This window comes from Candidatus Eisenbacteria bacterium (assembly GCA_016867495.1).
GTDB lineage: Bacteria > Eisenbacteria > RBG-16-71-46 > CAIMUX01 > VGJL01 > VGJL01.
In genome coordinates this window covers 152,655-177,299 of sequence record VGJL01000001.1, presented here as the reverse complement: position 1 = coordinate 177,299, position 24,645 = coordinate 152,655, and the positions used below count along the sequence as shown (strand labels likewise).

The 24,645-nt window shown below is 65.4% G+C and carries 24 protein-coding genes and 1 pseudogene; all 25 read left to right on the top strand.

Features of this window, described 5'->3' with window-relative positions:
- Nucleotides 1-117: 117 nt before the first annotated feature.
- Complete coding sequence (locus FJY88_00775; protein MBM3285875.1) at nt 118-1,221, top strand: type IV pilus twitching motility protein PilT; 1,104 nt, start codon at nt 118-120, stop codon at nt 1,219-1,221.
- Nucleotides 1,222-1,236: 15 nt separating this feature from the next.
- The gene (locus FJY88_00770) at nt 1,237-2,457 is read left to right on the top strand and encodes a type II secretion system F family protein (protein MBM3285874.1); all 1,221 of its coding nucleotides are present in this window, start codon (nt 1,237-1,239) and stop codon (nt 2,455-2,457) included.
- 4 nt (nt 2,458-2,461) lie between these two features.
- Nucleotides 2,462-4,033: a PAS domain S-box protein gene (locus FJY88_00765; GenBank protein MBM3285873.1), complete on the top strand. Its 1,572-nt coding sequence runs from the start codon at nt 2,462-2,464 to the stop codon at nt 4,031-4,033.
- 17 nt (nt 4,034-4,050) lie between these two features.
- A complete protein-coding gene (locus FJY88_00760) occupies nt 4,051-5,451 on the top strand; it encodes a sigma-54-dependent Fis family transcriptional regulator (protein MBM3285872.1) in 1,401 nt (466 codons plus the stop codon).
- A 296-nt stretch (nt 5,452-5,747) separates the two neighbouring features.
- A pseudogene (locus FJY88_00755) lies at nt 5,748-5,840 on the top strand (prepilin-type N-terminal cleavage/methylation domain-containing protein).
- A gap of 787 nt (nt 5,841-6,627) precedes the next feature.
- Nucleotides 6,628-7,698 (top strand): hypothetical protein, encoded by a 1,071-nt coding sequence (locus FJY88_00750; GenBank protein ID MBM3285871.1) that lies wholly within the window; start codon nt 6,628-6,630, stop codon nt 7,696-7,698.
- A gap of 18 nt (nt 7,699-7,716) precedes the next feature.
- The gene (locus FJY88_00745; GenBank protein MBM3285870.1) at nt 7,717-8,355 is read left to right on the top strand and encodes a hypothetical protein; all 639 of its coding nucleotides are present in this window, start codon (nt 7,717-7,719) and stop codon (nt 8,353-8,355) included.
- A 30-nt stretch (nt 8,356-8,385) separates the two neighbouring features.
- Complete coding sequence (locus tag FJY88_00740) at nt 8,386-9,630, top strand: type II secretion system F family protein (GenBank protein ID MBM3285869.1); 1,245 nt, start codon at nt 8,386-8,388, stop codon at nt 9,628-9,630.
- 88 nt (nt 9,631-9,718) lie between these two features.
- Nucleotides 9,719-10,156, top strand: coding sequence for a prepilin-type N-terminal cleavage/methylation domain-containing protein (locus FJY88_00735; protein MBM3285868.1), 438 nt, complete (start codon nt 9,719-9,721; stop codon nt 10,154-10,156).
- 217 nt (nt 10,157-10,373) lie between these two features.
- Complete coding sequence (locus FJY88_00730; GenBank protein ID MBM3285867.1) at nt 10,374-10,790, top strand: prepilin-type N-terminal cleavage/methylation domain-containing protein; 417 nt, start codon at nt 10,374-10,376, stop codon at nt 10,788-10,790.
- Nucleotides 10,791-10,843: 53 nt separating this feature from the next.
- Entirely contained in the window at nt 10,844-11,347 is a 504-nt protein-coding gene (locus FJY88_00725) for a prepilin-type N-terminal cleavage/methylation domain-containing protein (protein ID MBM3285866.1), read from the top strand.
- Between the two features lie 42 nt (nt 11,348-11,389).
- On the top strand, nt 11,390-11,830 hold the full coding sequence (locus tag FJY88_00720) for a type II secretion system protein (protein ID MBM3285865.1): 441 nt from the start codon (nt 11,390-11,392) through the stop codon (nt 11,828-11,830).
- Complete coding sequence (locus tag FJY88_00715) at nt 11,827-12,312, top strand: hypothetical protein (GenBank protein MBM3285864.1); 486 nt, start codon at nt 11,827-11,829, stop codon at nt 12,310-12,312. Before FJY88_00720 ends, FJY88_00715 begins: the two co-directional genes overlap by 4 nt.
- Nucleotides 12,313-12,323: 11 nt before the next feature.
- Nucleotides 12,324-13,649, top strand: coding sequence for a hypothetical protein (locus FJY88_00710; GenBank protein MBM3285863.1), 1,326 nt, complete (start codon nt 12,324-12,326; stop codon nt 13,647-13,649).
- Nucleotides 13,650-13,674: 25 nt separating this feature from the next.
- Complete coding sequence (locus tag FJY88_00705) at nt 13,675-14,649, top strand: hypothetical protein (GenBank protein MBM3285862.1); 975 nt, start codon at nt 13,675-13,677, stop codon at nt 14,647-14,649.
- A complete protein-coding gene (locus tag FJY88_00700; GenBank protein ID MBM3285861.1) occupies nt 14,646-15,218 on the top strand; it encodes a hypothetical protein in 573 nt (190 codons plus the stop codon). Before FJY88_00705 ends, FJY88_00700 begins: the two co-directional genes overlap by 4 nt.
- Nucleotides 15,148-15,744, top strand: coding sequence for a hypothetical protein (locus FJY88_00695; protein MBM3285860.1), 597 nt, complete (start codon nt 15,148-15,150; stop codon nt 15,742-15,744). The genes FJY88_00700 and FJY88_00695 overlap by 71 nt, the downstream gene beginning before the upstream one ends.
- Nucleotides 15,741-16,229, top strand: coding sequence for a hypothetical protein (locus FJY88_00690; protein MBM3285859.1), 489 nt, complete (start codon nt 15,741-15,743; stop codon nt 16,227-16,229). The genes FJY88_00695 and FJY88_00690 overlap by 4 nt, the downstream gene beginning before the upstream one ends.
- 6 nt (nt 16,230-16,235) lie before the next feature.
- The gene (locus FJY88_00685; protein MBM3285858.1) at nt 16,236-17,549 is read left to right on the top strand and encodes a hypothetical protein; all 1,314 of its coding nucleotides are present in this window, start codon (nt 16,236-16,238) and stop codon (nt 17,547-17,549) included.
- Between the two features lie 2 nt (nt 17,550-17,551).
- On the top strand, nt 17,552-18,622 hold the full coding sequence (locus FJY88_00680) for a PilT/PilU family type 4a pilus ATPase (GenBank protein MBM3285857.1): 1,071 nt from the start codon (nt 17,552-17,554) through the stop codon (nt 18,620-18,622).
- A gap of 25 nt (nt 18,623-18,647) precedes the next feature.
- Complete coding sequence (locus tag FJY88_00675) at nt 18,648-19,379, top strand: hypothetical protein (GenBank protein MBM3285856.1); 732 nt, start codon at nt 18,648-18,650, stop codon at nt 19,377-19,379.
- Nucleotides 19,380-19,429: 50 nt separating this feature from the next.
- Nucleotides 19,430-22,117, top strand: coding sequence for a hypothetical protein (locus FJY88_00670; protein ID MBM3285855.1), 2,688 nt, complete (start codon nt 19,430-19,432; stop codon nt 22,115-22,117).
- Between the two features lie 5 nt (nt 22,118-22,122).
- Nucleotides 22,123-22,926, top strand: coding sequence for a prepilin peptidase (locus FJY88_00665; protein ID MBM3285854.1), 804 nt, complete (start codon nt 22,123-22,125; stop codon nt 22,924-22,926).
- 9 nt (nt 22,927-22,935) lie between these two features.
- Complete coding sequence (gene pilM, locus FJY88_00660; GenBank protein ID MBM3285853.1) at nt 22,936-24,069, top strand: type IV pilus assembly protein PilM; 1,134 nt, start codon at nt 22,936-22,938, stop codon at nt 24,067-24,069.
- Nucleotides 24,066-24,626, top strand: a complete 561-nt coding sequence (locus FJY88_00655; GenBank protein ID MBM3285852.1) for a hypothetical protein — start codon at nt 24,066-24,068, stop codon at nt 24,624-24,626. Before pilM ends, FJY88_00655 begins: the two co-directional genes overlap by 4 nt.
- The last annotated feature ends 19 nt before the right edge of the window (nt 24,627-24,645 follow it).

The window sequence follows — 24,645 nt, the reverse complement described above, 5'->3', positions numbered from 1 at the left end:
ACAAGACGAAGGGGGGGTGGCGTACTCCCCCGGCGGATCGTCGCGCCCATGCCCGCCAGCGGTCCGCGGTGCTTCGCTTGCTTCCGGTCCGGCGCTGTCGCCGGCCGGGGAGGGACCATGCTGACGCTGCACACGCTCCTCGAGGAGATGATCGAGAAGAACGCCTCCGACCTGCACCTGACCGCGGCGGTCCCGCCTCAGCTCCGGATCGACGGCGAGATCATCCCCACCGTCCACGAGCCGCTGAACCCGGAGACGTGCGAGGCGCTGATCTACAGCGTTCTGCGCGACGATCAGAAGAAGCGCTTCGAGATGAACAAGGAGCTCGATCTCTCCTTCGGGATCCAGGGACTCGCCCGCTTCAGGGTGAACGTGTTTCTGCAAAGGGGTGTGACCTGCGCCGCCATCCGCAGGATCCCCTATCAGATTCCCGACTTCGACTACCTCGGCCTCCCGCCGGTCGTCCGCACGTTCGCGGAGCTGCCGAACGGCCTCATCCTGGTCACCGGTCCCACCGGAAGCGGGAAATCCACCACGCTCGCCGCTCTCATCGACAGGATCAACTCCACGCGGCCGGGCCACATCATCACGATCGAGGATCCGATCGAGTACATCCACCCGCACAAGCGGTCGATCGTCAATCAGCGCGAGGTGAACTCGGACACGAGGAGCTTTGTCGACGCGCTGAAATACGTCTTGAGGCAGGACCCGGACGTCATCCTGATCGGAGAGATGCGCGACCTCGAGACCATGGAGGCCGCCCTCACGATCGCGGAGACGGGCCATCTCGTCTTCGCCACGCTGCACACGAACTCGACCTTCGAGTCGATCAACCGGATCGTGGACGTCTTCCCCGCGAACCAGCAGAGGCAGGTGCTCTCGCAGCTCGCCTTCGTCCTGAAGGGTGTGGTCACGCAGCAGTTGATCCCGCGCGCCCGAGGCGGAGGGCGAGTGAACGTGAGCGAGGTTCTGGTCTGCACGCCGGCAGTCTCCGCCGTCATCCGGGAAGGCAAGACGCACCAGATCTACACGCTGATGCAGGCGGGGCAGAAGTTCGGAATGCAGACCATGAATCAGGGCCTCTTCGCCGCCTACATCCAACGCAGGATCACATTGGAGAGCGCGCTCGGTCACAGCTCCAACATCCTGGAGTTGGAGCAGATGGTCCAGAAGTCAGACCCGACCTATCGGCCGCAGAGTGTCGGGCTCACTTCGCGGTAGCGGGAGGGATGTCGCGTGCCGGTCTATGCATACAAGGGGAAGACGACCTCGGGCGAGGAGCTTTCGGGTGAGCTGACCTTCAACAGCCGCGACGAGGCCGTCGCGCACCTCCGCCGCAAGAGGGTCATCGCGCACTACATCCGGGAGAAGCCCAAGAAGGCGGCGCTCTCGCTCAAGCTGGGCGGCGGACGCGTCAAGACGCGAGAGGTAGTCCTCTTCACCCGGCAGTTCGCCACCATGGTGAACGCCGGACTCCCGCTCGTGCAATGTCTCGACATCCTCTCGAAGCAGGCTGAAGGGGCCGTCTTCCGGAACGTGATCGCATCGGTGATGCACGACGTAGAGGGGGGAGCGACCCTGGCCGAAGCCCTGGGGCGCAAGCCGCGCGTCTTCGACAGCCTCTTCGTCAACATGGTCGACGCGGGCGAGGCGGGCGGCATCCTGGACGGCATCCTGCAGCGTCTCGCCGGCTACCTCGAGGCCGCGGAGAATCTGAGGCGGAAGGTCAAGAGCGCCATGACCTACCCGACCGTGGTGCTGACCGTGGCGGTCGGCGCGACAGCCTTCATGCTCCTCTTCATCATCCCGACCTTCGCGCGGATCTTCAAGGACTTCGGGGGCGAGCTGCCGCTGCCCACGCGCATCGTCATGATGCTCTCGGTCTTCCTCAAGAGCTACTGGTGGGCGCTCGGCGGCGGGATCGTCCTCCTGATCATGGCGATCCGCCGCTACTACCGCACCTCTTCCGGACGGATGAGGATCGACCGTTTTCTCCTGCGCGTTCCGGTCATGGGCGACGTTCTTCGCAAAGCCTCGATCGCCCGATTCACCCGGACGCTGGGGACGATGATCGCCTCGGGAGTCCCGATTCTGACCGCCCTTGAGATCACCGCGCGGACCGCGGGGAACAAGGTCATCGAGGAGGCGATCCTCGCGACGAAAGGCTCGATCGGGCAGGGCGAGACGATCTCGGCTCCGCTGCGCGAGTCCAAGGTCTTCCCGCCGATGGTCGTGCAGATGATCGCCGTCGGGGAGGAGACGGGGGCGCTCGACAAGATGCTCGAGAAGATCGCCGCCTTCTATGACGAGGAGGTGAGCGTCGCGGTGGACACGCTGACGTCCGTCATCGAGCCCATCCTGATCGTCTTCATGGGCGTGCTGGTCGGCGGAATGGTCGTCGCGATGTACCTGCCGATGTTCAAGCTGATCAACGTGGTCGCCGGCTCCGGGAACTAGATTCGTGGGGCCTTCGACGGGGAGATACCTCGCCGCGCGGGCGGCCCTGGGCGGCGCGGTCGCGGCGATTCTCGCCCTTCCTGCCGCGCGGGCGCCGCAAGGCCTGCCGCTCTCGGTCCTCACGCTGGTGCTGGTCACGAGCGCCTCGGGGCTGCTCCTCCTGCGGTTCAGGCCGGGATGGGGGCGGCACATCCTCGCCGCCACGCTGGGACTGGACCTCGCGGTGGAGTCCCTCCTGGTCGGCTCGACCGGCGCGGGGCGGAGCCCCTTCGTCCTGCTCTTCAGTCTCTCGGTGGCGGCCTCGGGCCTCTTCTTCGGCCTCTTGGGAAGCATGGGCGTCGCCGCGGGCGCCGTGGGCGGTTACTGGTGGGGGATCGTTGAAACCGGGGAGCCGATCGCGTGGGCGCCTCTGCTGACGAGCTTCTTCCTCCTCTTCCTCGGCTTCCTCGCGGGAATGCTGGGTCGCAGGATCGCCGTCAAGAGCAGGGAGGTCGATCGCGTTCGCGGGGAGCTGGAGAGAGTCCTCCTCGACGCCGAGACGATCGTCGCGAGCATCGGCACGCCCCTGCTCTGTCTTGATCGAGCGGGAACCGTCAGAAGGGCGAATCGGGCGCTGGCCGCGCTACTCGGGGCCGATGACCTGGAGGGGAGGAGCTTCTCGGAGATCGGCGTCTCTCCCCGCCTCCGTCCCCTGGTGGGGTTCATCGAGGAGACGAAGGCTGCGGACCGGGATGCCTGCCGCGAGATCCTTCTGCCCGCCTCGAGCGGATCGCCGGAGGTCCCGGTCGAGGTTCTCGTCTCGTGCGTCAGGGATCGCTCAGGACTCTCGCAAGGGCTTGTCCTGCTGCTCCGCGACCTCACCAGCCGAAAGAGGGAGGAGGCGGAGCAGGCGCGCAGGGAGAGGCTCGCATGCATCGGAGAGCTCTCGGGGCATCTCGCCCACGAGATCCGGAACACGCTGAAGCCCGTTGTCGGCTCGATCGAGCTCCTGGCGGGGGAAATCCCCCTTCAGGGGACCGCGGGGGAGTTGTTGGAGATCATCCTCAAGGAATCCGAATCGCTCGAGAGCTTCCTGACGGATTTCCTCTCCTATACACGAGACAAAAGCCTAACGATCGAGGATGTCGATCTCGATGACCTCCTTGGATCCGAGGTGGCCGCGGTCCGCATGCATCCCGCGCGGCGACCCGACGTCGTTGTGCGGGCCGGAGGGGGGGCGCCCGGCGCGAGCGTGCAGACCGATCGAGCGATGCTGTCGGCTGCGCTCCGGAACCTCCTTATCAACGCTCTCGAGGCGACCCAGGCGGGGCGTGTGGAAGTGAGCTGGTCGGTGGAAGGAGAGAGGCTCGAGATCGCCGTCTCAGACACGGGCGTGGGGCTGCCCGACGGAGACCCTGAAGCGCTCTTCGAGCCTTTCTGCTCCCACAAGCCCGGCGGGACGGGACTCGGGCTCTCGATCGCACGGCGGCTGGCGCGGCGGCTCGGGGGAGACGTGATCCTCGAGCCTAGAGCTGGCGGGGGAGCGCGGGCTAGGTTGGCGCTTCCACACGCCTCTGTCGGGTTGAAGGCGGCGTGACACAACGAGGAGCAACAATGGACAAACCGTGCGTCCTGATAATCGACGACGAGGAAAGCATGCGCCGCTTCCTCACGGTCCTCCTCGAGAAGGAGGGATACCGGGTGATCAGCGCGTCGACGGGGCGCGCGGGTCTGGGCGTCCTCGACGAGGAACGTATCGATGTCGTGATCACGGACCTCAAGATGCCCGACATGAACGGGATCGAGGTGCTGGAGACGGTCAAGAAGAAGTCTCCTGAGACTCCCGTTGTCATTCTGACGGCGTACGCCTCGACGGCCTCAGCGATCGAGGCCCTCAACAAGGGAGCCTGCCAGTACATCGAGAAAAAGGCGCGCAATGACGAGATCGCGCTCGTCATCAAGAATGCCCTCTCGATGGGACGGGTGCAGTCCGAAAACCAGGTCCTCAAGAAGCAGCTCAGATCGACCCACGCCGAGCGGAAGATCATCGGGAAGTCCGAAGAGATGACCAAGGTCTTCAAGATGATCGAGAAGGTGGCCGACACGGAGGCGACGATCCTGGTCTACGGCGAGAGCGGCACGGGCAAGGAGCTGATCGCCCGCGAGATCCACTACAGTAGCCGCAGGGCGCAGGGGCCTTTCGTTTCGATCAACTGCGGCGCTCTTCCGAAGGACCTCCTCGAATCGAACCTCTTCGGTCACATGAAGGGTTCTTTCACGGGGGCCATCAAGGACCAGCCCGGCCTCTTCACCGTGAGCGAGGGGGGGACCTTCTTCCTCGACGAGGTCGGCGAGATGGCGCCCGCGACGCAAGTGAAGCTGCTCCGGGCGCTCCAGGAAAGGGAGATCATCCCGGTCGGGGGAACGAAGCCGATCAAGATCAACGTGCGGCTGATCGCGGCGACCAACGCCGACCTGGAGCGCGAGGTCAACGAAGGGCGCTTCCGGACTGACCTGTTCTATCGACTGAACGTGATCCCGCTCCGGCTCCCTCCCCTGCGCCAGCGGCGAGACGACATCCCCCTGCTCGCCGAGCATTTCCTCTCCCGCTTCGCCGGAGGCGAAGGCGCCAAGACGGTCGAACCGGAAGCGTTGGAAGCCCTGGGCCGCTATGACTGGCCTGGAAACGTCAGGGAGCTCGAGAACGTCGTCGAGCGGGCGGTCATCCTGAACGAGGGGGGAGCGATAAGGCTCCAGGACCTTCCCGAGAAGGTCGTGAGGGGACCCTCCCGGTCCGGGTCTCTCGTCATCGACACTCTGTGTCTGACGATCGACGAGCTGGAGAAGGAATACATCCTGAAGGTCCTTGACTTCACGCGCTGGCAGAAGAAGAGGGCGAGCGAGATCCTTGGGATCAATCCATCGACTCTCTACCGCAAGCTGATCTCCTATGGGATCGGCGACCGGGAGGACGCCGCGGCAGGTTCGGAGGAGGGGCAGGCCGAAGCCGCATGACGTGGAGCGCCGAGCAGTTCGCAACGGGGGGTGCAAGATCGCGCCCCCCGTTGCCAATTGCACGCGGCTCGCTTGCAGGAAGTCCTTCCGGCCGAACGCCTCCGGGAGGCCTCGCTCGCCAACGTCCACCTCCGCAGATAGTTACGAGACGCCCTCCGGTGGCACGCGCCTGGCCAATGAAGGGAGTCGACCGGCGATTGGGCCGACTTGTCTGGAGACCGGCGATACCGGTCGGGCCCCGGCAGCCGCCGGGGCGAGAAGACGAACCGATCTGCGCGGGCGATGGAGGTGTCATCATGTTCCGGAACGCGAAGGGTTTCACACTGATCGAGTTGATGATCGTGGTTGTGATCATCGGGATCCTGGCGGCGATCGCGATTCCCAACTATGTCAGCATGCAGGACCGCGCCCGTGAGGGCTCGGTCAAGGCGAACGCCCATGCCGCTCAGCTCTATGCTGAGGACGAGGCTGTCAAGGCCAACGGCGTCTATCCGGACGGGGTTGCCGACGAGCTGAATGCCGACTACGACAATCCGTTCGGGGGCGATGCCTACGCCGACGGCGCCGCGGGCGCCGACGCGGGCGTCTGCTACTACGACGTCAGCGACGACAACACGAGCTACACGATCACGGCGATCGGGAAGGAAGGGGGCGAGATCCTCGTCCTGAGCAACACGGTCAACTAACCGCCTGCACCGGGGTTGACGCTGGCGCGGGGTTCCTTCGGGGCCCCGCGCTTCGCGTTTCCGCCATGAAGGCCCCGCCACCGCCCACCCCTGTGCGCCAAGACTCCGCGTCCCGACGGACACTCCTCGGACCGAGATCGCCGCTGGCACGAGCCATTAAAGGGTCAATCGCCCCGCCGTCGCGGCCGAATAGCCTGGGAGATCGGGGGATCTGTCCCCAGGGGGTCGGCACGCAGGGCCTGGCCCGAGGCCATAAGGGAGACGCCGCGCGCGTGGCTGGCAGGATTAGACAGTTCGTCTTTGGGGGACCTTCGGCGCTTGATACAGTCGCTGGTCATCGAAGCGGCTGGCGTGATCTTCGAGGAGCCCGTGTGACGGATGCAGGGGCGACCTCCCGCGCTGTGCCGTCCAGCCGGAATCGGCGTGTCAGGGTGTCCGTTTCACTTCCCCGCGCAAGGCGGGCGGAGCCAATGACGCTAGAGGCGACGAGATGAAGGCGAACGCCGTGGGCCTGGGCGACCTCCTCGTCCAGAGCGGCAAGATCACGGCGAAGCAGCTTGAGGACGCGCTCGCCGAGCAGAAGGAGACGCGGGAGCGCCTCGGGCAGATCCTCTATCGGTGGGGTCTGATCACCCAGGAAGACCTCGTCGATACGCTCGCCCGCCAGCTCGGGCTCAGGCGTTTCGACCCAGGCCAGGACGCCGTCGAGCCGGCGTCCCTCGCCTACGTCCCGATCGACTTCGCTCGCCGCTTCAATGTCCTCCCGGTCCGCATCACGGACAAGAGTCTCTGTGTCGCGGTCGTAGATCCGCTGGACGTGGAGGCCATGGACCCCTTGAAGAGGATCGCTCGCCGCTCGGACCGCAAGCTGGAGCTGCTCCTCGCGTCTCCCGCGATCCTCGAGCGGGCGCGGGAGTCGAGCTACCGGCTCGTGGAGGGGAGCAAGAATGTCACCGAGCTGATCGACAAGGTGGTCGGCGAGATCGGGGAGACGATCGTCGAGGACGAGCCGGACGAGGAGGAGGCCGAGCGTCGCGCGCAGGAGGCCGGCATCGTCAACCTGGTCGAGCAGGTCATCGCGCAGGCGATCCAGGAGAGGGCGACGGACATTCACATCGAGCCGACGGAAGCGGGCCTCGTGATCCGCTACCGCGTCGATGGGATGCTCTATGACGCTCTCACTCCGCCCAGGGCCGTCTACACCGGCACGATCAGCCGCATCAAGATCCTCTCGAACATGGACATCGCTGAGCGGCGCGCTGCCCAGGACGGCCGCTTCACGCACAGGAAGAACGGCGTCGAGGTCGATGTGCGCGTTTCGGCGATTCCGACGATCCATGGCGAGAAGCTCGTTCTGAGGCTCCTCGACAAGACCGACTTCAACTTCTCCCTCCGGGATCTGGGCTTCTCCAAGACCGACTACGACCGCTTCATCCGGGCCATCAACCAGCCCTACGGCATGGTCGTCCTCTCCGGACCGACCGGCTCGGGGAAGACCACGACCCTTTACGCCGGATTGCTGGAACGGCGAAACGAGACGCTCAACATCACGACGATCTAGGATCCGGTCGAGTACCAGATCTCCCGGATCAACCAGGTCCAGGTGAACGAGCGCAAGAAGGTGACCTTCGCCAACGCGCTGCGCTCCTTCCTGCGGCAGGACCCCGACGTGATCATGGTCGGCGAAATCCGCGACCAGGACACGGCCGACATAGCCGTGCGCGCGGCGCTCACGGGGCACATGGTCTTCAGCACGATCCACGCGAACGACGCGCCGACGACGGCGACGCGCATCGTCTCGATGGGGGTCGAGCCGTTCATGGCGGCGAGCTCCTTGACCCTCGTCGCCGCCCAGCGCCTCGTGCGCCGCGTTTGCCCGCAGTGCGTGGAGGAATACCGGCCGCCCGAGGAGACCTTGCTGGCGATGGGGATCGGGGTGGAGGGTTTGCGCGGTCGCGGGGAAGTGACCTATCGCCGGGGCCGTGGCTGTGCCCTCTGCAAAGGGAGAGGCTACAAGGGGCGAGTGGCGATTGTGGAAATGATGCCTCTCACTCCGGCGCTGCGCCAGATGATGGCGGAGAATCGGCCGGCCGCCGACATCAGGCGCCAGGCTATCGCGGAGGGAATGAGGACGCTGAAGCAGGCCGGACTCGAGAAGGCCCTCGATGGGACGACGACCGTCGAGGATGTCCTGCGCGTCTGTCTGAGTGACGAGTAGCGGATCGAGGGAACGATCCGGGGAGAGCGCATGGGGAACTTCGCGTATGTCGTCAAGAGCAGAAGCGGTGAAGAGCGATCCGGCTTCACAGCCGGCTCGAGCGTGGACGAGGTGGTCTCGCATCTCCACTCTCAGGGGTACGTCGTTCTTCACGTCACTGAGGATCGCAGCCAGGACAGGGGTCTGCCCTGGCATCAGCGGCTCAGCAGCATGCACCTCGGGAGGGTCAGCACGCGCGAGCTGGCCCTGTTCACCCGCCAACTCTCGACCGTGCTCCAGGCCGGGATCCCGCTGGTCAGGGGGCTGCGCGGCCTCGCGGCCGACGCGGGAAGCAAGATGCTCGCGATGGCGGTCGCAGACATCGCCAACCGGATCGAGCGCGGAGAGAGCCTCTCCGATGGGATGGTCGCGCATCCGGAGGCCTTCAACCGGATGTATGTGAGCATGATCCGAGCTGGCGAAAGGGCCGGGACCCTCGATGAGATCCTCGAGGATCTGGCTGTCTATCTGGAGAAGATCGACGCGATCAAGACGAAGGTGCGGTCGGCTCTCTCATATCCGCTGTTCGTGCTGGTTTTCGCGATCGGGGCGACGGCCTTCCTGCTCTTCAAGATCGTCCCGACCTTCGCGGAGATCTACGCGGACCTCGGGCAGAATCTGCCAGGTCTGACGCAAGCCGTTGTCGCCGCGTCGAACGCCGTGCGGCACAACGTGTTGCTCTCCGCGGTCATCACGATCGGAGTCATCCTCTTCTTCTATCTCTGGACCCGCACTCGATCGGGGCGGTACGCGATGGACACCTTTCTGATCAGGATGCCGATCTTCGGGCCGATCATTCGCAAGGCGATCATGAGCCGTTTTGCCCGGACCTTCGGGATGCTGCTCCGCAGCGGGCTGCCGATTCTCGACGCGCTTGAGCTGGTCAAGGGGGCCTCGGGCAACTCGGTCGTGGCCCACGCGATAGATGATGCGAAGGGGAACGTCGGCGCCGGGCACGGGATCACGAGCTCCTTCAGGGCAACCGGGAAGTTCCCCGAGATGGTCCTGCAGCTGATGGCGACGGGCGAGGAGACGGGCGACATGGACACGATGCTTCTCAAGGTCTCCGACTTCTACGACCGGCAGGTCGAGGCGTCCGTGCACAGCCTCACATCGCTCATCGAGCCGTTGATGATCGTCGTAGTGGGCGGACTGATCGGGGTGATCGTCGTGAGCATGTTCCTCCCCATCTTCTATCTCGGCGACGCGATCATGAAGGGGGGATACAACTTCTAGGGTCAGGGAGGTTCGCAGGGCCGTGCGGGCCGTGGGCAGACTTCGGGACCGGCTGCGACGCGGCGTTCGGCGCGAAGCCGGATGGTCAATGGAGGGCACAAGAGTGAAGATGTTCCGGAGGAAGAAGAGCGAGAAGGGGTTCACGATGATCGAGCTGATGGTCGTCGTGGTCATCGTGGGGATCCTCTCCTCGATCGCAATCCCGATCTACGGGAAATACGTCAAGAACGCGAGGATCACCGAGGCAACGGGGCGGATCGGGGAGATCATCACAGCCGCCAAGGCACGGGCGGTGGAGAACCCGAACGCGAGCGGCGTGCCTATGTGGCCGACCGCAGCGGGCGGGATCGTCGATCTCACGGCGACGGAGAACTTCACCTACGGCATTGCGGCCACCAACCCGGCGGACACCGGCACTTTCACCTGCACGGCGACCGGCCGGGCGAGGATGGCCGGCGTCGTGGTCGTCATGAGGGTTGTGGGGATCGCCTCGAACGGAAGCGCGCCGGTCGTCACCGGTCTATGACCACTTTGACGAAGTCGGGGAGATTGAATCGGGCCCGTCGACGAGTGCCCGGCGTGTTCGCAGTTACGAGTGGAGTCTTGAGTGTGTGTCAGAATCTGTGGCCTCGCGAGGAGGCGTGCGGCTTGCTGTCGGGTCCCGGGCTGGCGGCCGCTCATCGGATAGAGGTCCGGGGCGCGATTGATGAGTGGATCGAGCAGAGGAGGAACTAGAGATGAAGCTGTTTCGGAAACGGAAGAACCAGAAGGGGTTCACGATGATCGAGCTGATGGTCGTCGTCGTGATCGTCGGCGTCCTGGCCGCGATCGCGATCCCGATCTACGGCAAGTACATCAAGAACGCCCGCGTCACCGAGGCGACCGGCCGGATGGGCGAGATCCTCACGGCCGCCAAGGCCTGGGCGATGGAGAACCCGAACGCGGGCGGCGTGCCGATGTGGCCGACCGCGGCCGGCGGGATCGTCGATCTCTCGGCGACGGAGAACTTCACCTACGGCATTGCGGCCACCAACCCGGCGGACACCGGAACCTTCACGATGACGGCGACCGGCCGGGCGAGGATGGCCGGGGTCACGGTGGTGATCGCCACGGTGGGGATCAACTCCAACGGCAACGCGCCGGTCGTGACGGGATTGTAGGGTTTCAGCGAAGCGGGGGGCGGGGCCGCCGCCGGCGGCCCCGATTCCCCTGGATGCTTGATTGCGAAACAGGGACCGGAGAAGGGAAGGACCGGTTGGGTCCACTGAGGTCGCCGACGAGTTCGCCGTCGCCCGGGAGACAGCCGGCGGCGGGCTTCTCGATCATCGAGCTCATGGTCGCCGTCGTTGTGGTGGCCGTTCTCGCAGTCGTCTCGTTTCCGATTCACAGGAAGTACGTCAGGCATGCGCGAACGACCGAGGCTACGACCAGGCTGGGAGAGATCATCGATGCGGCGAGGACCTATGCGGTTCAGAACCCCGACGCGGCAGGGAATCCCATCTGGCCCCCGGCGAGTGGCGGGGGGCTCGTGAGCCTCGCGGCGACCCCATGCTTCTCCTATGCGATCCGGAGCGGCGCCGGGAGGAACGCCAGGACCAACGCGTTGGCGGTGCGGGCTGTAGGCAGGAGCGGAACGAGGATGGCCGGGGTCACGATCACAATGACCGCGCCCAGCATAGACAGGAACGCCGGCAATCCGGTGGTGATCGGGCTCTAGAGGCAGAGGGCGGGAAGAAGTGTCTTGAACGGGATGGTCACGATGGGGCGTGAAGCACTCCATGGCGATCTCCGCGGCCGGCCGAGAAGGGCCGGAGAGGGAGGATTCTCGCTGGTCGAGATCATGATCGCAGCCTCCCTTCTTCTCATCGCCTTCTTCGGCATCACGAGATACTTCGTGGGGGGGCGAAGGCAGCTCGACTACGAGGAGAACCGCAGGAGAGCGACGACTGTGGCCCAGATGCGCCTCGACGGGCTGCGCCGCGACTACTCGTACGATGACCTCCCGCTCGTGCACGGAGTCGACACGACGTTCGTGCTCGAGAATCGCAGTTACAGGGTGGCGCATGCGGTGAGCGCCGACAGTCCGGAGACCGGCGCGACCAGGGTCCGAGTGGCGGTGAGCTGGAGGGAGAAGGTCTCCGGGTCGGATGTGACCCGAAGCCTGGAGACGACGACCGTTTTCGGGAGGGGGCTGCCGTGAGGATCGGCATCAAGGCGAGAGATGGAAGGGCGGGGGGCTACACGATGATCGAGCTTCTCGTGGCGTGCTTCCTGGCCCTCATCGTCGTCCTGGCTCTGGGCCGGATCATCCTCGCCAACCAGCGCGCCTGGGGGTGGGGCCGCGACAAGGCAATCCTCCAGGCGAATGTGACGGAGGCCGTCGAGACGATGGGCCGAGCCGTCCGCGCCGCGGACAGCCTCGTCTTCGTCTCCGCCACGGAGTTCCACACCTACTTCGATGGGAGTGTGGCTCAGAGGTTCAAGCTGGCGACTGTGAATGGCGAGGGGAGGCTGCAGCAGAACGGCGCGAATGTGGTCGATCGCCGCTGCACGCTCTTCTCCGTCACCGGAGACCCGGAAGCGCGGAGCGCGACCGTGAATCTCGAGTTCGAAGACAAGTCGGGCAATCGGATCAGCGCGCGGTCGCGGGCGGCCGTGCGGGCGAAGTCCTTCAAGTTCTAGGTGGTGAATCGATGAGAACGTGGACAGAGGCTAGGGGCGCAGGACACGGGACGGCAGGGTATGCCCTGCCGACCGTGATGATCTTCTGCTTCATCCTCATCATCGCGGGGATGTCGTTCTTCGCGATGTCCTCTTATGAGACCCGACAGGCGCTCTACAGGCAGAACTCCAGCGAGGCCTTCTATCTCGCCGATGGGGCCATCGAGAGGGCGAGGGCGAGGTTCGGCACCGATCGCTCCTGGCGCGCCGGGTGGTCGGCAGCGGCCGAAGGGAGGGGAACCTACGACCTGACGGTCGCCGACACCACATACCAGTCCTACACGAGCGCCGTCAAGCTGGTGGCGACCGGACACGTGAAGGGGGCGCATCGGAGGGTCGAGGTCGTCGCGGACGTGCCGCCGACGGCCCTCGGGCTTCCCTTGCTGGTGATGGGCGATGCCGAAGTGGGGGGGAACCTTTGCCTGACCGGAGACGCCCACATCAATGGCAGTGCCGGGGGGAACAACGGCAACGGAGATCCTCACTTCACCTGCGACGGGGAATACACCGAGGGGTTCGTGATCACCCCGCCCCCGATCTACACCGATCCGGCGCACTTCCCGGACGCCACCTATTATTACGTGAGGGGAACGCGCATCGGCAGCGTTGATCAAGCGAAGATCTTCGATCGTAACGGAAACGACATTACCGGCGCGAACACGATGACGGATGTCGTGAGCTACGCCGCCTCGGGCGGAGTCGGCGTCTACACCTACAGCTTCTCGAGTCACACCCTGATCAACAACTACTTCAATGACGCGAGCGGAGTCTTCAAGAGAGTTTCGCCAAACACTTCCGCTGTCGTCAACTTCGGCGAGCTGCCGCTGAGCCCGGCCGCGGCTCAGTTCAGCAAGGTCGTCATCGATGGATCCTCCGCGTCGAACATCCACGCGACCGTGATCAACACGAGATTCACGGGCGCGACCGAGGATCAACGAATCGACTGGCAGTTCTGGGCGGGACGGACGACGGAGGTGAAGCAGATCACTTTCGAGCCGTACAACGGGATCGCGATGATCCTGTACGACCTCGAGCGGCAGGGATCCGCGCAGGCCCACCTCGGCACCTCGAGCTACCCGGCCCTGATCTATGTCACGAGGGACGTGGTCACGATCAACTCGAACCTCGACATCGTCGGCAGTCTCATTTGTCTGCGGGACTTCCACAGCACGGGCGGTCCCGATATCACGTTCAATCCTGGCTTCATACCCAACCTGCCGGACTACCTCCAGCAGGATTGGCCGTCTGGTGTGTCAGGAACGCTGAAAGTGCTTCGCTGGAGAGAGATCCCAGCTTAGATCGACGAAGGAACAGGGAGGAGCTTTGCTCGGACCAAGGATGGCCCGCACCGGAATCGATCTCGGGACCGGCAGCGTGAAGCTCGTGAGGGGCGTGGGGAAGACCCGCCTCGAGCGGATCACGCACATCGGACTGGAGGAGTGGAACCCGGCCGATGAGTCCGGCGGACAGTCCGGCCCTGTCGTGGCGGCTCTCGGGCGCCTTCTCCAGCGTCTGGGGCTCGGGAGGGGAGCCCTCGGCCGAGTGGCGGTCGCGATGGAGGGTGAGGAAGCGAGCCTCAAGGAGGTCCTTCTTCCGGCCCTGTCCGCGGACGATCTGCGCCGCGCCCTGCCGTTCGAGGCCAAGAAGCACCTGATCATCGAGAGCATGAGCGCTCCGCTTCTCGACTTCCAGATCCTGGGCGACGGCCCGCCCTCCGAGGAGGGCGGACGCCAGGTCTGGGTCCTGCTGGCTGCCGCGCCGAGCGCCCAGAGGGACTTCTCGCTTCATGTCCTCGCCAAGAACGGCATCGAGCCCGAGGTGGTCGAGGTCGAGCCGCTGGCTGCGCTCAACAGCCTCTCCGCCGAGCCGATGAAGCAGGCCGCGCCGGACGTCGTCCATGGTCTCCTCGATCTCGGGGGAAGGCACGCGGCCTTGGTCCTCAAGGGGCAGCCGGGATCTCTGCTCAGCCGGCCCGTTGGCCCGTCAGCGCCCCGCACGGATGATCCGACAAAGACGAACGGCTATGCGGAGGCCCTGATCGAGGGGATCCGCGAGACGCTGACTTTCTACCGGGGGCGCCACAGGGCGGACGTGGATGCGATCCATGTCTGCGGCGGAGGATCGCTGCGCGAAGGGATCGTGGAACGGCTCGCAGGCGGGTTGCGTCTCACCGTCGATCTGCTCGACCCCCTCGGCGACCTGGCCGATGCCGCATCGGGGATCGAGGAAGCGGCATCGAGCGGACCCAGGTTCTCCACCGCGGTTGGCCTCGCGCGCTGGTGGGATGTGGCGCCATGACGTACAGGCTGAACTTCTATCGCGACTATCACCTCAGGCGACGCCTCGCCAGGCGCCGGACCTACTGGACAGCGGCCGTCACGGTTCTGATCGGGATCGAGGTCGTGATCGTGGGCGTGCTGGTCCTGAGCTCCGTCCTCCTGGGCCAGCAGGTGGACGCTCTGAGGGGCGAGATCAGCCGGGTCTCCCTGCGAACGCAGGATCTGTCGGTGGCGACGCCCGAAGCCGAGACGGCCCGGGCGCTCCTCGAGATCCGCCGCGGCAGGATCGACTGGTCTCCGAAGCTCACGGCTGTCTCCTCATGCATCGATCGGCAGCTTCGCCTCGAGAGCCTGGTGGGGCAGGTGTCCGAGAAAGGGAGGCCGCCGCGTCTCGTGCTCGGAGGGGTGATCCGCTCCGGCGGCGACCAGGCCGCGCCGGTCTCGCGCTTCATGGAGGCCATGCGCCGCGATCCGAGCATCGCTGCCGATCTTCCCGAAGTCAGGCTCGGCGCAATGGATGCCTCCGATGCGGGCGAAAGTCGCTTTCAGATCGTCTGCGAGACGCGCGGGGGGGGCGATGGCCAGTAGGAATCTCACATCGCAGGGGCGGGTCTTTCTGGCCGCGGCGATGCTCCTCCTTCTGGGGCTGGCGCTCGATCTAGGGGTGAACCAGCCGCGGCAGCGGGAGATCGGCCGCCTGCGTGCCCAGAGAGCCTCCATGTTGGTCAATCTCGCCGGAATCCAGCAGCATGATCTCGACCTCGCGGCCGCCGCTCAACGCCTCGGAATCCGCGACCCGGAGAGAGGATTCGTCTTCGATTCGTCGGTCGATCCCGTGGCCTTCCTCAACGACGTTGTTGCCCGCGCCGGATTGACCACCGTCGAGTTGTCGACGGAGGCGAGCGTGGCTCAGGGTCGGGCCCGCAGGACGGTCTTCACCCTTGTGGTGCGCGGCGGTTTCGGACGGATCTTCGATCTGATCCGGACGCTGGAGCAGGGCCCCCGATTGACAACGATCGACGGCTTCACAGTGATGCAGCCCTACGAAGGGACTTCCCTGGAAGGGAGATTGAAACTCTCGATCTACGATCCACTCCAAGGGGGGGGGCAATGACAGCGGCTACGCCAAGCGGGAGGAGCTTCTGGGTGGGGATCGCCCTGCTCCTGAGCGGAGTCGCCTTCCTCGCCTTCAGAGGCGGGAGTGCCGTGACCGCCGTTCTGGATGCGGGGAGGGGATCGCACCAGAAGAGCCTTCCGGTCGCAGCAGGCGTCTCCAAGACGCCGGCTGGGTGGGCTCAGCGAGACAGCCTGTTGGCGGCGGCCAGACTGGGGGACCGGGACCCGTTTCGGCCGCCGACAGCCCCGAGGGGCGAGGTGGCGCGGGATCGGGCCAGGAAGCCTGACGACGGCGACGCTCCGAGCATCGGGGCGCTTCTCTTCGACAACATCAATCCCGCCGTGCAGATCAGAGTCGGGGGGGAAACCTCCGGATGGCTGCGCGAGGGGGAGGAGTTCCGCGGCTGGGTAGTGGACGATATCAGGCCGACCTCGGTCAAGATCAGCCGAGGCGCCGAGACCGTTGTTCTGCCCTCGTCCTAGGAGGCAATGATGGTTCCGATCACCGTGAGAGCTGGATGGGTTGCGCTGTGTGCCTTGCTGATCAGCCTTTCCCTGACACTGCCTTCGGGGGTGCGCGCGCAAGCGGGGAATCCGAGCGCGCTCATCACGCTCGATGCCGACGACATCGCGGTCAACGGGGTGCTGCAGATCCTCGCCGACCGAGGAGGGCTCAACATCGTCACGAGCCCCGAGGTCCAGAACCGTCGCATCTCGATCCACCTGCGCAATACGAGATTCGACGAGGCGCTGAACCTGGTGGTCCGCTCGGCGGGACTCGGGTATGAGCGCGTGGGAAAATCGATCCTCGTCGCGGACAACGCGACCCTCATGACCGAGACGGGGCTCGTGACCAGAGTATTCGAGCTTCAGCACGCCAACGCCGGCGAGCTTCGCGCGATGCTCGAGGTTCTCTGCAAGGGGATCAGCGCCAACGCCGCCGGAAACCGACTGGTCATCCACGCGACGCAATCGACGATCGAACAGGCTGAGGAGATCATCACTCAGCTCGATCGCAAGCCTGCCCAGATCCTCCTCGAGGCGAGGATGATCGAGGTCAACACGACCGCGCTTCTCGAGGCCGGAATCGACTGGGAGAAGATCACGAAGTGGAACACGGTCGTGACAGAGGGAGTCCACGGGACAAGCGCGCCGGGGCAGCTTCCGGAGAAGATCAACTTCGTCAAGGCGGACGAGACTGCCGATTACCATCGGCAGATGGCGACCTTCGAGGTGGTTCTGGACGCCCTCCTGACAGACGGCAACGCGAATCTGCTCGCCAACTCGAAGGTCGTGACCCTCGATGGCAAGCCTGCGGAGATCTTCGCCGGGGAGACCGTTCCCGTCGTCATCACATCCCTGAGTTCGGCCGGGGCCGCCGGTGGGGTCATGCAGACGGTCCAGCTCGAGAAGATCGACGTGGGAGTGAAGCTCGCCATCACGCCGCGAATCGGTGAAGGGGAGTATATCACGGCCGTCGTCGAGCCGGAGCTGTCGCGGATCACCCGCTTTGTCGGCCCCGATAACGACCTCCCGCAGACATCCACGCGGCGCGCCCGGACGCTGGTGCGAGTGCGGGACGGAGAGAAGATCTACATCGGAGGGCTCTTGTCCGACGAGCGCCGGCGGACGGTGAAGAAAGTCCCGCTGTTGGGCAGGATCCCGATCATCGGATACCTCTTCAGCCACGTCCGCGACGATGTCGCGAAGCTCGATCTCGTGATCGAAATCGTCCCCAGGATCGTCGGTGATGCTGGAGCTTCCCTGCCGACGCCCGAGGCCGGAGAGGCTGGGGGACAGTAGAGATGGACATCGCGGAAATCCTGCACGAGGGTGTGCGCCGCAGGGCCTCCGACATCCTCATCTCCGCCGGCGCCCCGGTCACGTACCACGTCGAGGGGGCGCTCGAGCCGCACACCCCTCCCAATCCGCTCAGCGGGAAGGAGAGCGAGAGTCTGGCCTACCAGCTCCTGAAGGATGCCCAGCGCAAGGTCTTCGAGCAGGAGTGGGAGCTGGACCTCTCTTTTCACCTGAAAGACGTGTCGCGATTCCGCGTCAGCGTCTACCGGCAGAAGGGGACGATCGCGGCTGTCCTGCGCCTCGTTCCTCTCGAGGTGCCGCGCTACAGCGAGGTTGGGATCCCCGATCGGCTCCTTATGCAGTTGCTCTCGATTCCGAACGGACTGGTTCTCGTGACGGGTCCGACCGGCGCCGGGAAGTCGACCACGATCGCGAGCCTCCTCGAATACATGAACACCGAGGGGGAGGTCCCGAAACACATCGTGACGATCGAGGATCCGATCGAGTTCCTATTGAATTCCAAGGTCTGCGTGATCGACCAGCGAGAGATCGGAGCCGACACGAAGAACTACGTCATCGGTTTGCGCAGCGCTCTGCGGCAGATGCCCCACGTCATCTTCGTCGGGGAGATGCGCGACCGCGACACGATGGAGGTGGCCCTCACGGCGGCCGAGACGGGAAACCTTGTCATCAGCACCCTCTCGACGCCGTCCGCCTCGAAGACGGTGAACCGGATCGTGGACGTCTTCCCGATCCACGACCAGGCCGAGATCCGCGCGCGGCTGGCTCTATCGCTCAAAGCGGTGATCTCCCAGGTCCTCTTGCGAAGGACCGACATCCAGAGACGGATCGCCGCGCGGGAGATCATGTTCGTCAACAGCTCGATCTCGAACCTGATCCGGGAGGGGAAGATCCATCAGGTCAGTAATGTCATCTCTAGCAGCTTCGCCGAGGGAATGGTCTTGCTCGACGACTCCCTCCTGGAGCTGCATGGCGCGGGAATCGTGCGGACCGCCGACGTCGTGGCGCGGCTCCAGGATCCCGAGAAGGCGCGGCTTCTCATCAAGTCGCGGTAGGTTGGCAAGAAGGGAGGATGCGCAAATGCTGGAATCTTGCCGCCATTGGTGGAGGCTGCGGAATCTGATCCGCAGCTGGATAGAGTTTCGTGAGATCGTGACGAAGTCGCTGGGTTCCGCCGAAGTCAGCGCCGAGCGGGAAGATCGCTTCCTGAAGGTGAAGGCCGGCATCGCGAGCCAGCTGCCGCACATCCTCGGCGAGGCGGGCCCCGGGCCGATCGCCCAGGAGTCGCAGCGGCAGGTGACGATGATGACAGACCTGCTCAACCGCTATCGGACGCTCAGGAGCGATTCCGCGCCGAGCGCCCGCGAGGCCGAGGACTTCGAGCGGGTCTGGCACCAGCACTTCATCTACCTGAACAAACTCAAGGGGACCGTGCGCCGCCGGGAGGCCGCCGCAGGCCTCCGGGGGACCCACGCGGTGCCCAGCGGGCTGCCCCGGCACAAGATCCATAGACGCGTCCCGGGACTGGGCCTCCTGAGCTTCATCGTCCGCCTCGGCATCATCGCACTGGTGATCTACCTACTGGGACGCGCCTTCGGCATCCGCTGGGACGCGAGCGGCCGATTCGTCGCCCAGCCGCCGACGACCGTAGGCGGGGTCGGCGGGAACGTGGCCGGCGGCATTCACTCGATTTGGTCCGGGGTCCTCGGCCTCATGAGCCCGGTGGTCGCCCTCTATGGGGGCAGCCTGACGATCATTCTGGTGGTCGTTCTCTTGCTGGCCTTGGGGTACTGGATCTTCATCCGCGGGTAGGGCAAGGAGGCCGGCGTGATCGCCGCCTTCGTCCGGCGAAGGAGTGGACAATGAGACGGACTATTCTACTGCTGAGCGTTGCCGTTCTGCTTATGGCGCTGACGGTGGCTTGCGAGAAATCTGAGGATGTCACTGGCGCGGGCGGCAACGGGACGACCGATACCCCGAAACCGGACGATCTGGCCCTGGCCAGCTCGTTTCGACCGGTGCTCGCCAACGGAATGGATACTCTTGCCGTGCGCGCGACCATCGTTGACGAGAAGGGACGCGGCATCGGGAACGTGGGCGTCTCGTTCTCCACGACGCATGGGAGGATCCAGAGCTACGCGACGACGAACGACAAAGGCGTCGCGATCGCCGTCCTGACGGCGGCGGCCTCGCGGACCGACATCGTCGCCTCCGTGCGCGCCGAGGTCCCTGCCGGCAAGACGGGCGCTCCTCTGCATGAGCGGACCCTCCTTCTGATCACGAGGGCGCCGTTGAGCGCCGACCTCATGGCGCGCGCCGCCAGCGAACGATTCGCTCCTGGCGGCCAGTCGATCGCTCTCCCCGCGGGGAATCTCCGGGACGAGGTCTCGATCCTGATGCGCGGCGTGAGCATCGCCCTGGGGGCGGAGCCCTCGGCCATCCCGGCGGATGGGATAACAGACTCGCACCTGATCGCCACGCTGATGGAGACCACGCGCAGGGTCCCCCTCGAGGGGGAGGAGGTGCGCTTCGGCACCACGGCCGGGAGAGTGACCGGAAAGATCAACACAGATGCCGCGGGAAACGCCTGGGCCACATTGACCGCGCAGCCCGGGGACACGGAGGCGACAGTCACGGCCTACTACGGGGCCGACCTGACCGCTCAGGTTCGAGTTCCCTTTCAGCAGTTGACTCTGTCGCTGAGCGCGGCCAGCGCCGCCCTCATCGCAGACGGCATCTCATCGACCAGCCTCCTCGCCCGTCTGACCGTCACGGAACTGGGAACGCCTGTCGCCGGCGCCCGGATCGATTTCTCGACCACGGGCGGCACGATCACCTCGCCCGTCACAACCGACCCGACAGGGGCGGCCGTCGCGACACTCGTCTCCTCCACGGCCGCTCAGAATGCCACGGTCACCGCCCGATTCGGCTCCGTCCTCGAGGAAGCCGCGACCGTCGCCTTCTTGGAGCCGCCGAGCACCGAGAGCATCATCCTCGCGGCCGAGAAGACATCCCTGCCCGCCGATGGATCGAGCGAGACAGAACTGGCAGCCACAGCGCTCGACGGCGACGGATTCCCTGTCCCCGACGGGACGTTGGTGATCTTCTCGGTCGAGGAGGGGTCGGGGAGAGTCATCCCGCCGGCGGCGCTGACCGAGCGGGGCGTTGCGACGGCACTCTATTTCGCCGGGACCTCAGCCGGATCGGTTCTCCTCAAGGCCGAGTCCGGAGTGGCGCAGGCGACGCTTCCGATCCTCTTGACCCATCTGGGCGTCGGCGAGATCGAGCTCACCGCCGACGCTTCCTCGATCCTCGCCGACGGCGTGGCCATGGCGAGGATCACCGCCGCCGTCCGTGATCGCTTCGGCGCGCCCGTCGCCCCGGGGACGGTCGTCAACTTCGAGACGAGCCTCGGGGTGATCGAGGACGTGACGCCGACCGACGCCGCGGGTCTGGCGGGACTCCGCTTGCGAGCGATCCCCTACAGGACCGGCACCGGCCGTGTCACCGCGCAGGCGGGCACCGTCCAGAAGACGATCGACATCCGATTCGTCTCTGAGGGGGCGTCTCACGTCGAGGCCGTGGAGGTCGAACATCCGCGGATCGGCGTGCGCGGCTCCTCCGACCACGAGACGGCGACGATCCGCTTCGAGGTCCAAGACGCGCGGGGAATTCCGGTCGACGCCGATCACAGGGCCACTTTGAGCTTCGCGATCCGTCCACTCGGAGGCGGCACAGACGCCACCGTTTGGCCTCTCACGGCGACGACAAACGACAGGGGCATCGTGACGGCGACCGTGAACGCGGGGATCGTCTCCGGAACCGTGGAGGTCCAGGCGACATCCGGCGGTCTGCTTTCCCGCCCGGTGCGCGTGGCGATCCATGGGGACCTGCCGGATCCGGAGCACTTCTCTGTCTTCTTTGAAAACGTCAACATCGCGGGCCTGGTCTATGCGGGTCTGATCAATGGGGTCACGGCCAAGATCGGCGACCAGTGGGGCAATCCGGTCCCCGACTCCACGGCAGCCTGGTTCTTCGCGGACTACGGCATCGTTCAGGGCAGCGGGTTCACGAGCTCCCTCGGGGACGCGCGTGTCTTGGAGGAGACGGCGGCTCCATTCCCCGCCATCCCGGGCGGAGACGGCCTGGTGCGAATCTGCGCGCAGACCGTCGGCAAGTCGGGCGATCTGATCCAGACCTGCAACTACGTGATGTGGAGCGGCCACACGATCGTGGAGATCACGGAGCCCGATGAGGGATTCAGCATCCCGAACGGCGGGTCGGTGACGATCACCTATCGGGTGAGGGACGCGAACTTCAATCCTCTCACTGAGGGCACGAGCATCACCGTCACGACGACGGCCGGCGGCCTCGGGGGAGTCACGGAGTTCGTTCTCACCGACACGCAGAGCGACGACTACACGACGTTCCAGGCGGTCCTGTCCGATCCGGAGCCAGAGGTGGACGTGGCGTCGGACGTGACCGTGACGGTGACGGTCAAGAGCCAGAACGGAAACAAGACGACGTTCATCACCGGGACTCTGCACTAGGGAAGATGACCGTCGACTTCGGGTTTCGGGAGGTCCCGGGAATCTGGATCTTCCTGGGCCTCCTGGGCCTCTGTCTCGGGAGCTTCCTGAACGTGGTGATCCACAGGCTCCCGCTGGGCCTGTCGGTCGCGCGCCCGGGCTCGCGATGCCCGCGATGCCAGGCGCCGATCGCCATCCACGACAACATACCGATCCTGAGCTATCTGCTTCTGAGGGGGCGTTGCCGGCGCTGCTCGGCGCCGATCGGCATCCGGTACCCGGCCATCGAGGCGCTGGGAGGCCTCTCGCTCCTTCTTGCCGCCCTCGCGTCGAGCGATCTCCTCGGCCTCGCGGTCCGGTCGCTTTTCCTCCTATCGATGATCGCGATCACCTGGATCGATCTCGACCACAGGATCATCCCGGATGAGATCAGTCTCCCCGGGATCGTCCTGGGCATCCTCGTCTGCCCGGTCCTGGGCGTTTCGCGCCTGGACGGCATCGTGGGGGCGGTTGTGGGCGGGGGGGCCCTCCTCCTCGTCGCCGTGGCCTATCGCGCGATCCGCGGAATCGCGGGGATGGGGATGGGGGATGTCAAGTTAGCCGCGATGCTGGGGGCCTTCATGGGCTGGCGGGGAGTTTTCCTCACCATTCTTCTAAGCTCCCTGGTCGGCTCGATCCTCGGGCTCGCCCTCCTGGCCAGACGCCGCGCGACAGGCCAGACCGCCCTGCCTTTCGGGACGTTTCTGGCGCCCGCCGCCGCGGCGGTGCTTCTCCTCGGCCCCCGCATCTGGACCTGGTATCTGGACCTGTTCCAGCGCCGGGGCTTCTGATCCCGGTAAATCTTAGCGCCCCATGGGCCGATAACGGGGACAGAGGGTCCTCGGGGGCGCCACCCGGTCCGCGTGCCCCCGGACGGGAGGTCACGCGTGTTCCGAAGGGGGAAGTCGGCGGTAGGTCTCGACATCGGGTCCAGCGCGATCAAGGTGGCGGAGCTCGAAACCGGGAAGGACGGCGCCAGGCTCCTGAAGTACGGAGTGGTCGAGCTGCTCCCCGAGGCGATTGTGGAAGGGGAGATCATGGACCGCCAGATGGTGGTCGAGGCAGTTCAGAATCTCCTCGAGCGATGCGGGATCAAGCAGAGACAGGTCGCAACCGGGATCGCCGGCCGCGGCGTGATTGTCAAGCGGATCACCATGGATCGGCTCGACCCCAAGGACGCCAGGGAAGCCATCCACTGGGAGGCCGAGCAGCACGTCCCCTATGACATCAGCGACGTCTCGTTGGACTTCGAGATCCTGGGGGTCGATGCGGGGCCGACGAAGATGCAGGTCCTCCTGGTCGCCGCGAAGAAGGAGCTTGTCACGACCCACGCCGACCTGATCCGCGAGGCCGGACTCGACCCCTCCCTCATCGACGTCAACTCCTTCGCCGTTCAGAACGCAGCCGAATCAAACTACGAGTTCGCCCGCGAGGAGACCATCGCGTTCGTCAACGTCGGCGCCGAGCTGACCAATGTGAACATTGTCCGCGACGGAATCCCGCTCTACACGCAGGATCTTTCCATCGGAGGCCAGAGCTTCATCGAAGGGCTCCAGAAGCGATACCAGATCAACAGGGACGAGGCCGTCGCCGCGTGCAAGGAGGGCGAGGACGCCGGGTCGGTAGACATCGCGGCGGCCGTGAGATCGTTCGGCGACGAGATCGGCCTCGGCATCGAGCGGAGCCTGGCCTATCTGAAGTCCAACGGAGAGGCGGACCGGGTGGACAGGATCTTCGTCTGCGGCGGAGGAGCGCGGATTCGGGGCCTGGCCCATGTCCTTGCGGAGAGGCAGCGGGTCTCGGTCGAACTGGTCGACCCGCTGCGAAGGATCAGCTACACCCCGGATGTCTTCGGTGGCGACGACCCCAAGGTTGTTGGTCCACAGCTCACGGTGGCGATCGGGCTCGCCCTGAGAAAGGCACACGAGAAGTGATTCGCGTCAATCTTCTGCTCGAAGAGGAGCGCGAGCGGCACGACCGCCCAGCCCTCCTGAAGGTCCCCAGACGGGGATTCTGGCTCACACTCGCGCTGTCGATCGCCGTCCTGGCGCCGATCGTCGGAATCGGCGTGATGCAGCGCTACAAGATCGCGACCCTCAAGGAGGATATCGGGCTCGCCGAGGCCGAGGCGCGGCGTCTCAAACCGCAGATCGAGAGGATTCAGGTCCTGATGAAGGAACGCCAGGACCTGAACCAGCGGCTTGTGACCATCCAGGACCTCGGTCGCGACCGCTACCTGCCGGTCCAGATGATGGATGAGATCGCGGCCGAGACGCCCGAGTACTTGTGGTTCACGCGGGTGGAGCAGAAGGCTCCCGGCGCGATCGAGCTGGAGGGGATGACGTTCTCCAACACGCTCGTGGCCGAGCTGATGATGCGGCTCGAGGAGAGGGACATCTTCCAGGACGTCGCGCTCTCGGTCAGCGAGCGGGCGAAGGTCGGAGACGGGAAGGTCGTCCGCTTCGTTCTCACCAGCAGCGTCAAGCCCTAGCGGCGGGCGCTTCGTCGCG

Coding starts and splice junctions, on each gene's coding strand:
- FJY88_00775 (MBM3285875.1), top strand. CDS start 118: ATGCTGACGCTGCACACGCTCCTCGAGGAGATGATCGAGAAGAACGCC.
- FJY88_00760 (MBM3285872.1), top strand. CDS start 4,051: ATGGACAAACCGTGCGTCCTGATAATCGACGACGAGGAAAGCATGCGC.
- FJY88_00750 (MBM3285871.1), top strand. CDS start 6,628: ATGAAGGCGAACGCCGTGGGCCTGGGCGACCTCCTCGTCCAGAGCGGC.
- FJY88_00740 (MBM3285869.1), top strand. CDS start 8,386: ATGGGGAACTTCGCGTATGTCGTCAAGAGCAGAAGCGGTGAAGAGCGA.
- FJY88_00735 (MBM3285868.1), top strand. CDS start 9,719: ATGGAGGGCACAAGAGTGAAGATGTTCCGGAGGAAGAAGAGCGAGAAG.
- FJY88_00725 (MBM3285866.1), top strand. CDS start 10,844: ATGCTTGATTGCGAAACAGGGACCGGAGAAGGGAAGGACCGGTTGGGT.
- FJY88_00720 (MBM3285865.1), top strand. CDS start 11,390: ATGGGGCGTGAAGCACTCCATGGCGATCTCCGCGGCCGGCCGAGAAGG.
- FJY88_00710 (MBM3285863.1), top strand. CDS start 12,324: ATGAGAACGTGGACAGAGGCTAGGGGCGCAGGACACGGGACGGCAGGG.
- FJY88_00700 (MBM3285861.1), top strand. CDS start 14,646: ATGACGTACAGGCTGAACTTCTATCGCGACTATCACCTCAGGCGACGC.
- FJY88_00695 (MBM3285860.1), top strand. CDS start 15,148: ATGCCTCCGATGCGGGCGAAAGTCGCTTTCAGATCGTCTGCGAGACGC.
- FJY88_00690 (MBM3285859.1), top strand. CDS start 15,741: ATGACAGCGGCTACGCCAAGCGGGAGGAGCTTCTGGGTGGGGATCGCC.
- FJY88_00685 (MBM3285858.1), top strand. CDS start 16,236: ATGATGGTTCCGATCACCGTGAGAGCTGGATGGGTTGCGCTGTGTGCC.
- FJY88_00680 (MBM3285857.1), top strand. CDS start 17,552: ATGGACATCGCGGAAATCCTGCACGAGGGTGTGCGCCGCAGGGCCTCC.
- FJY88_00675 (MBM3285856.1), top strand. CDS start 18,648: ATGCTGGAATCTTGCCGCCATTGGTGGAGGCTGCGGAATCTGATCCGC.
- FJY88_00670 (MBM3285855.1), top strand. CDS start 19,430: ATGAGACGGACTATTCTACTGCTGAGCGTTGCCGTTCTGCTTATGGCG.
- FJY88_00665 (MBM3285854.1), top strand. CDS start 22,123: ATGACCGTCGACTTCGGGTTTCGGGAGGTCCCGGGAATCTGGATCTTC.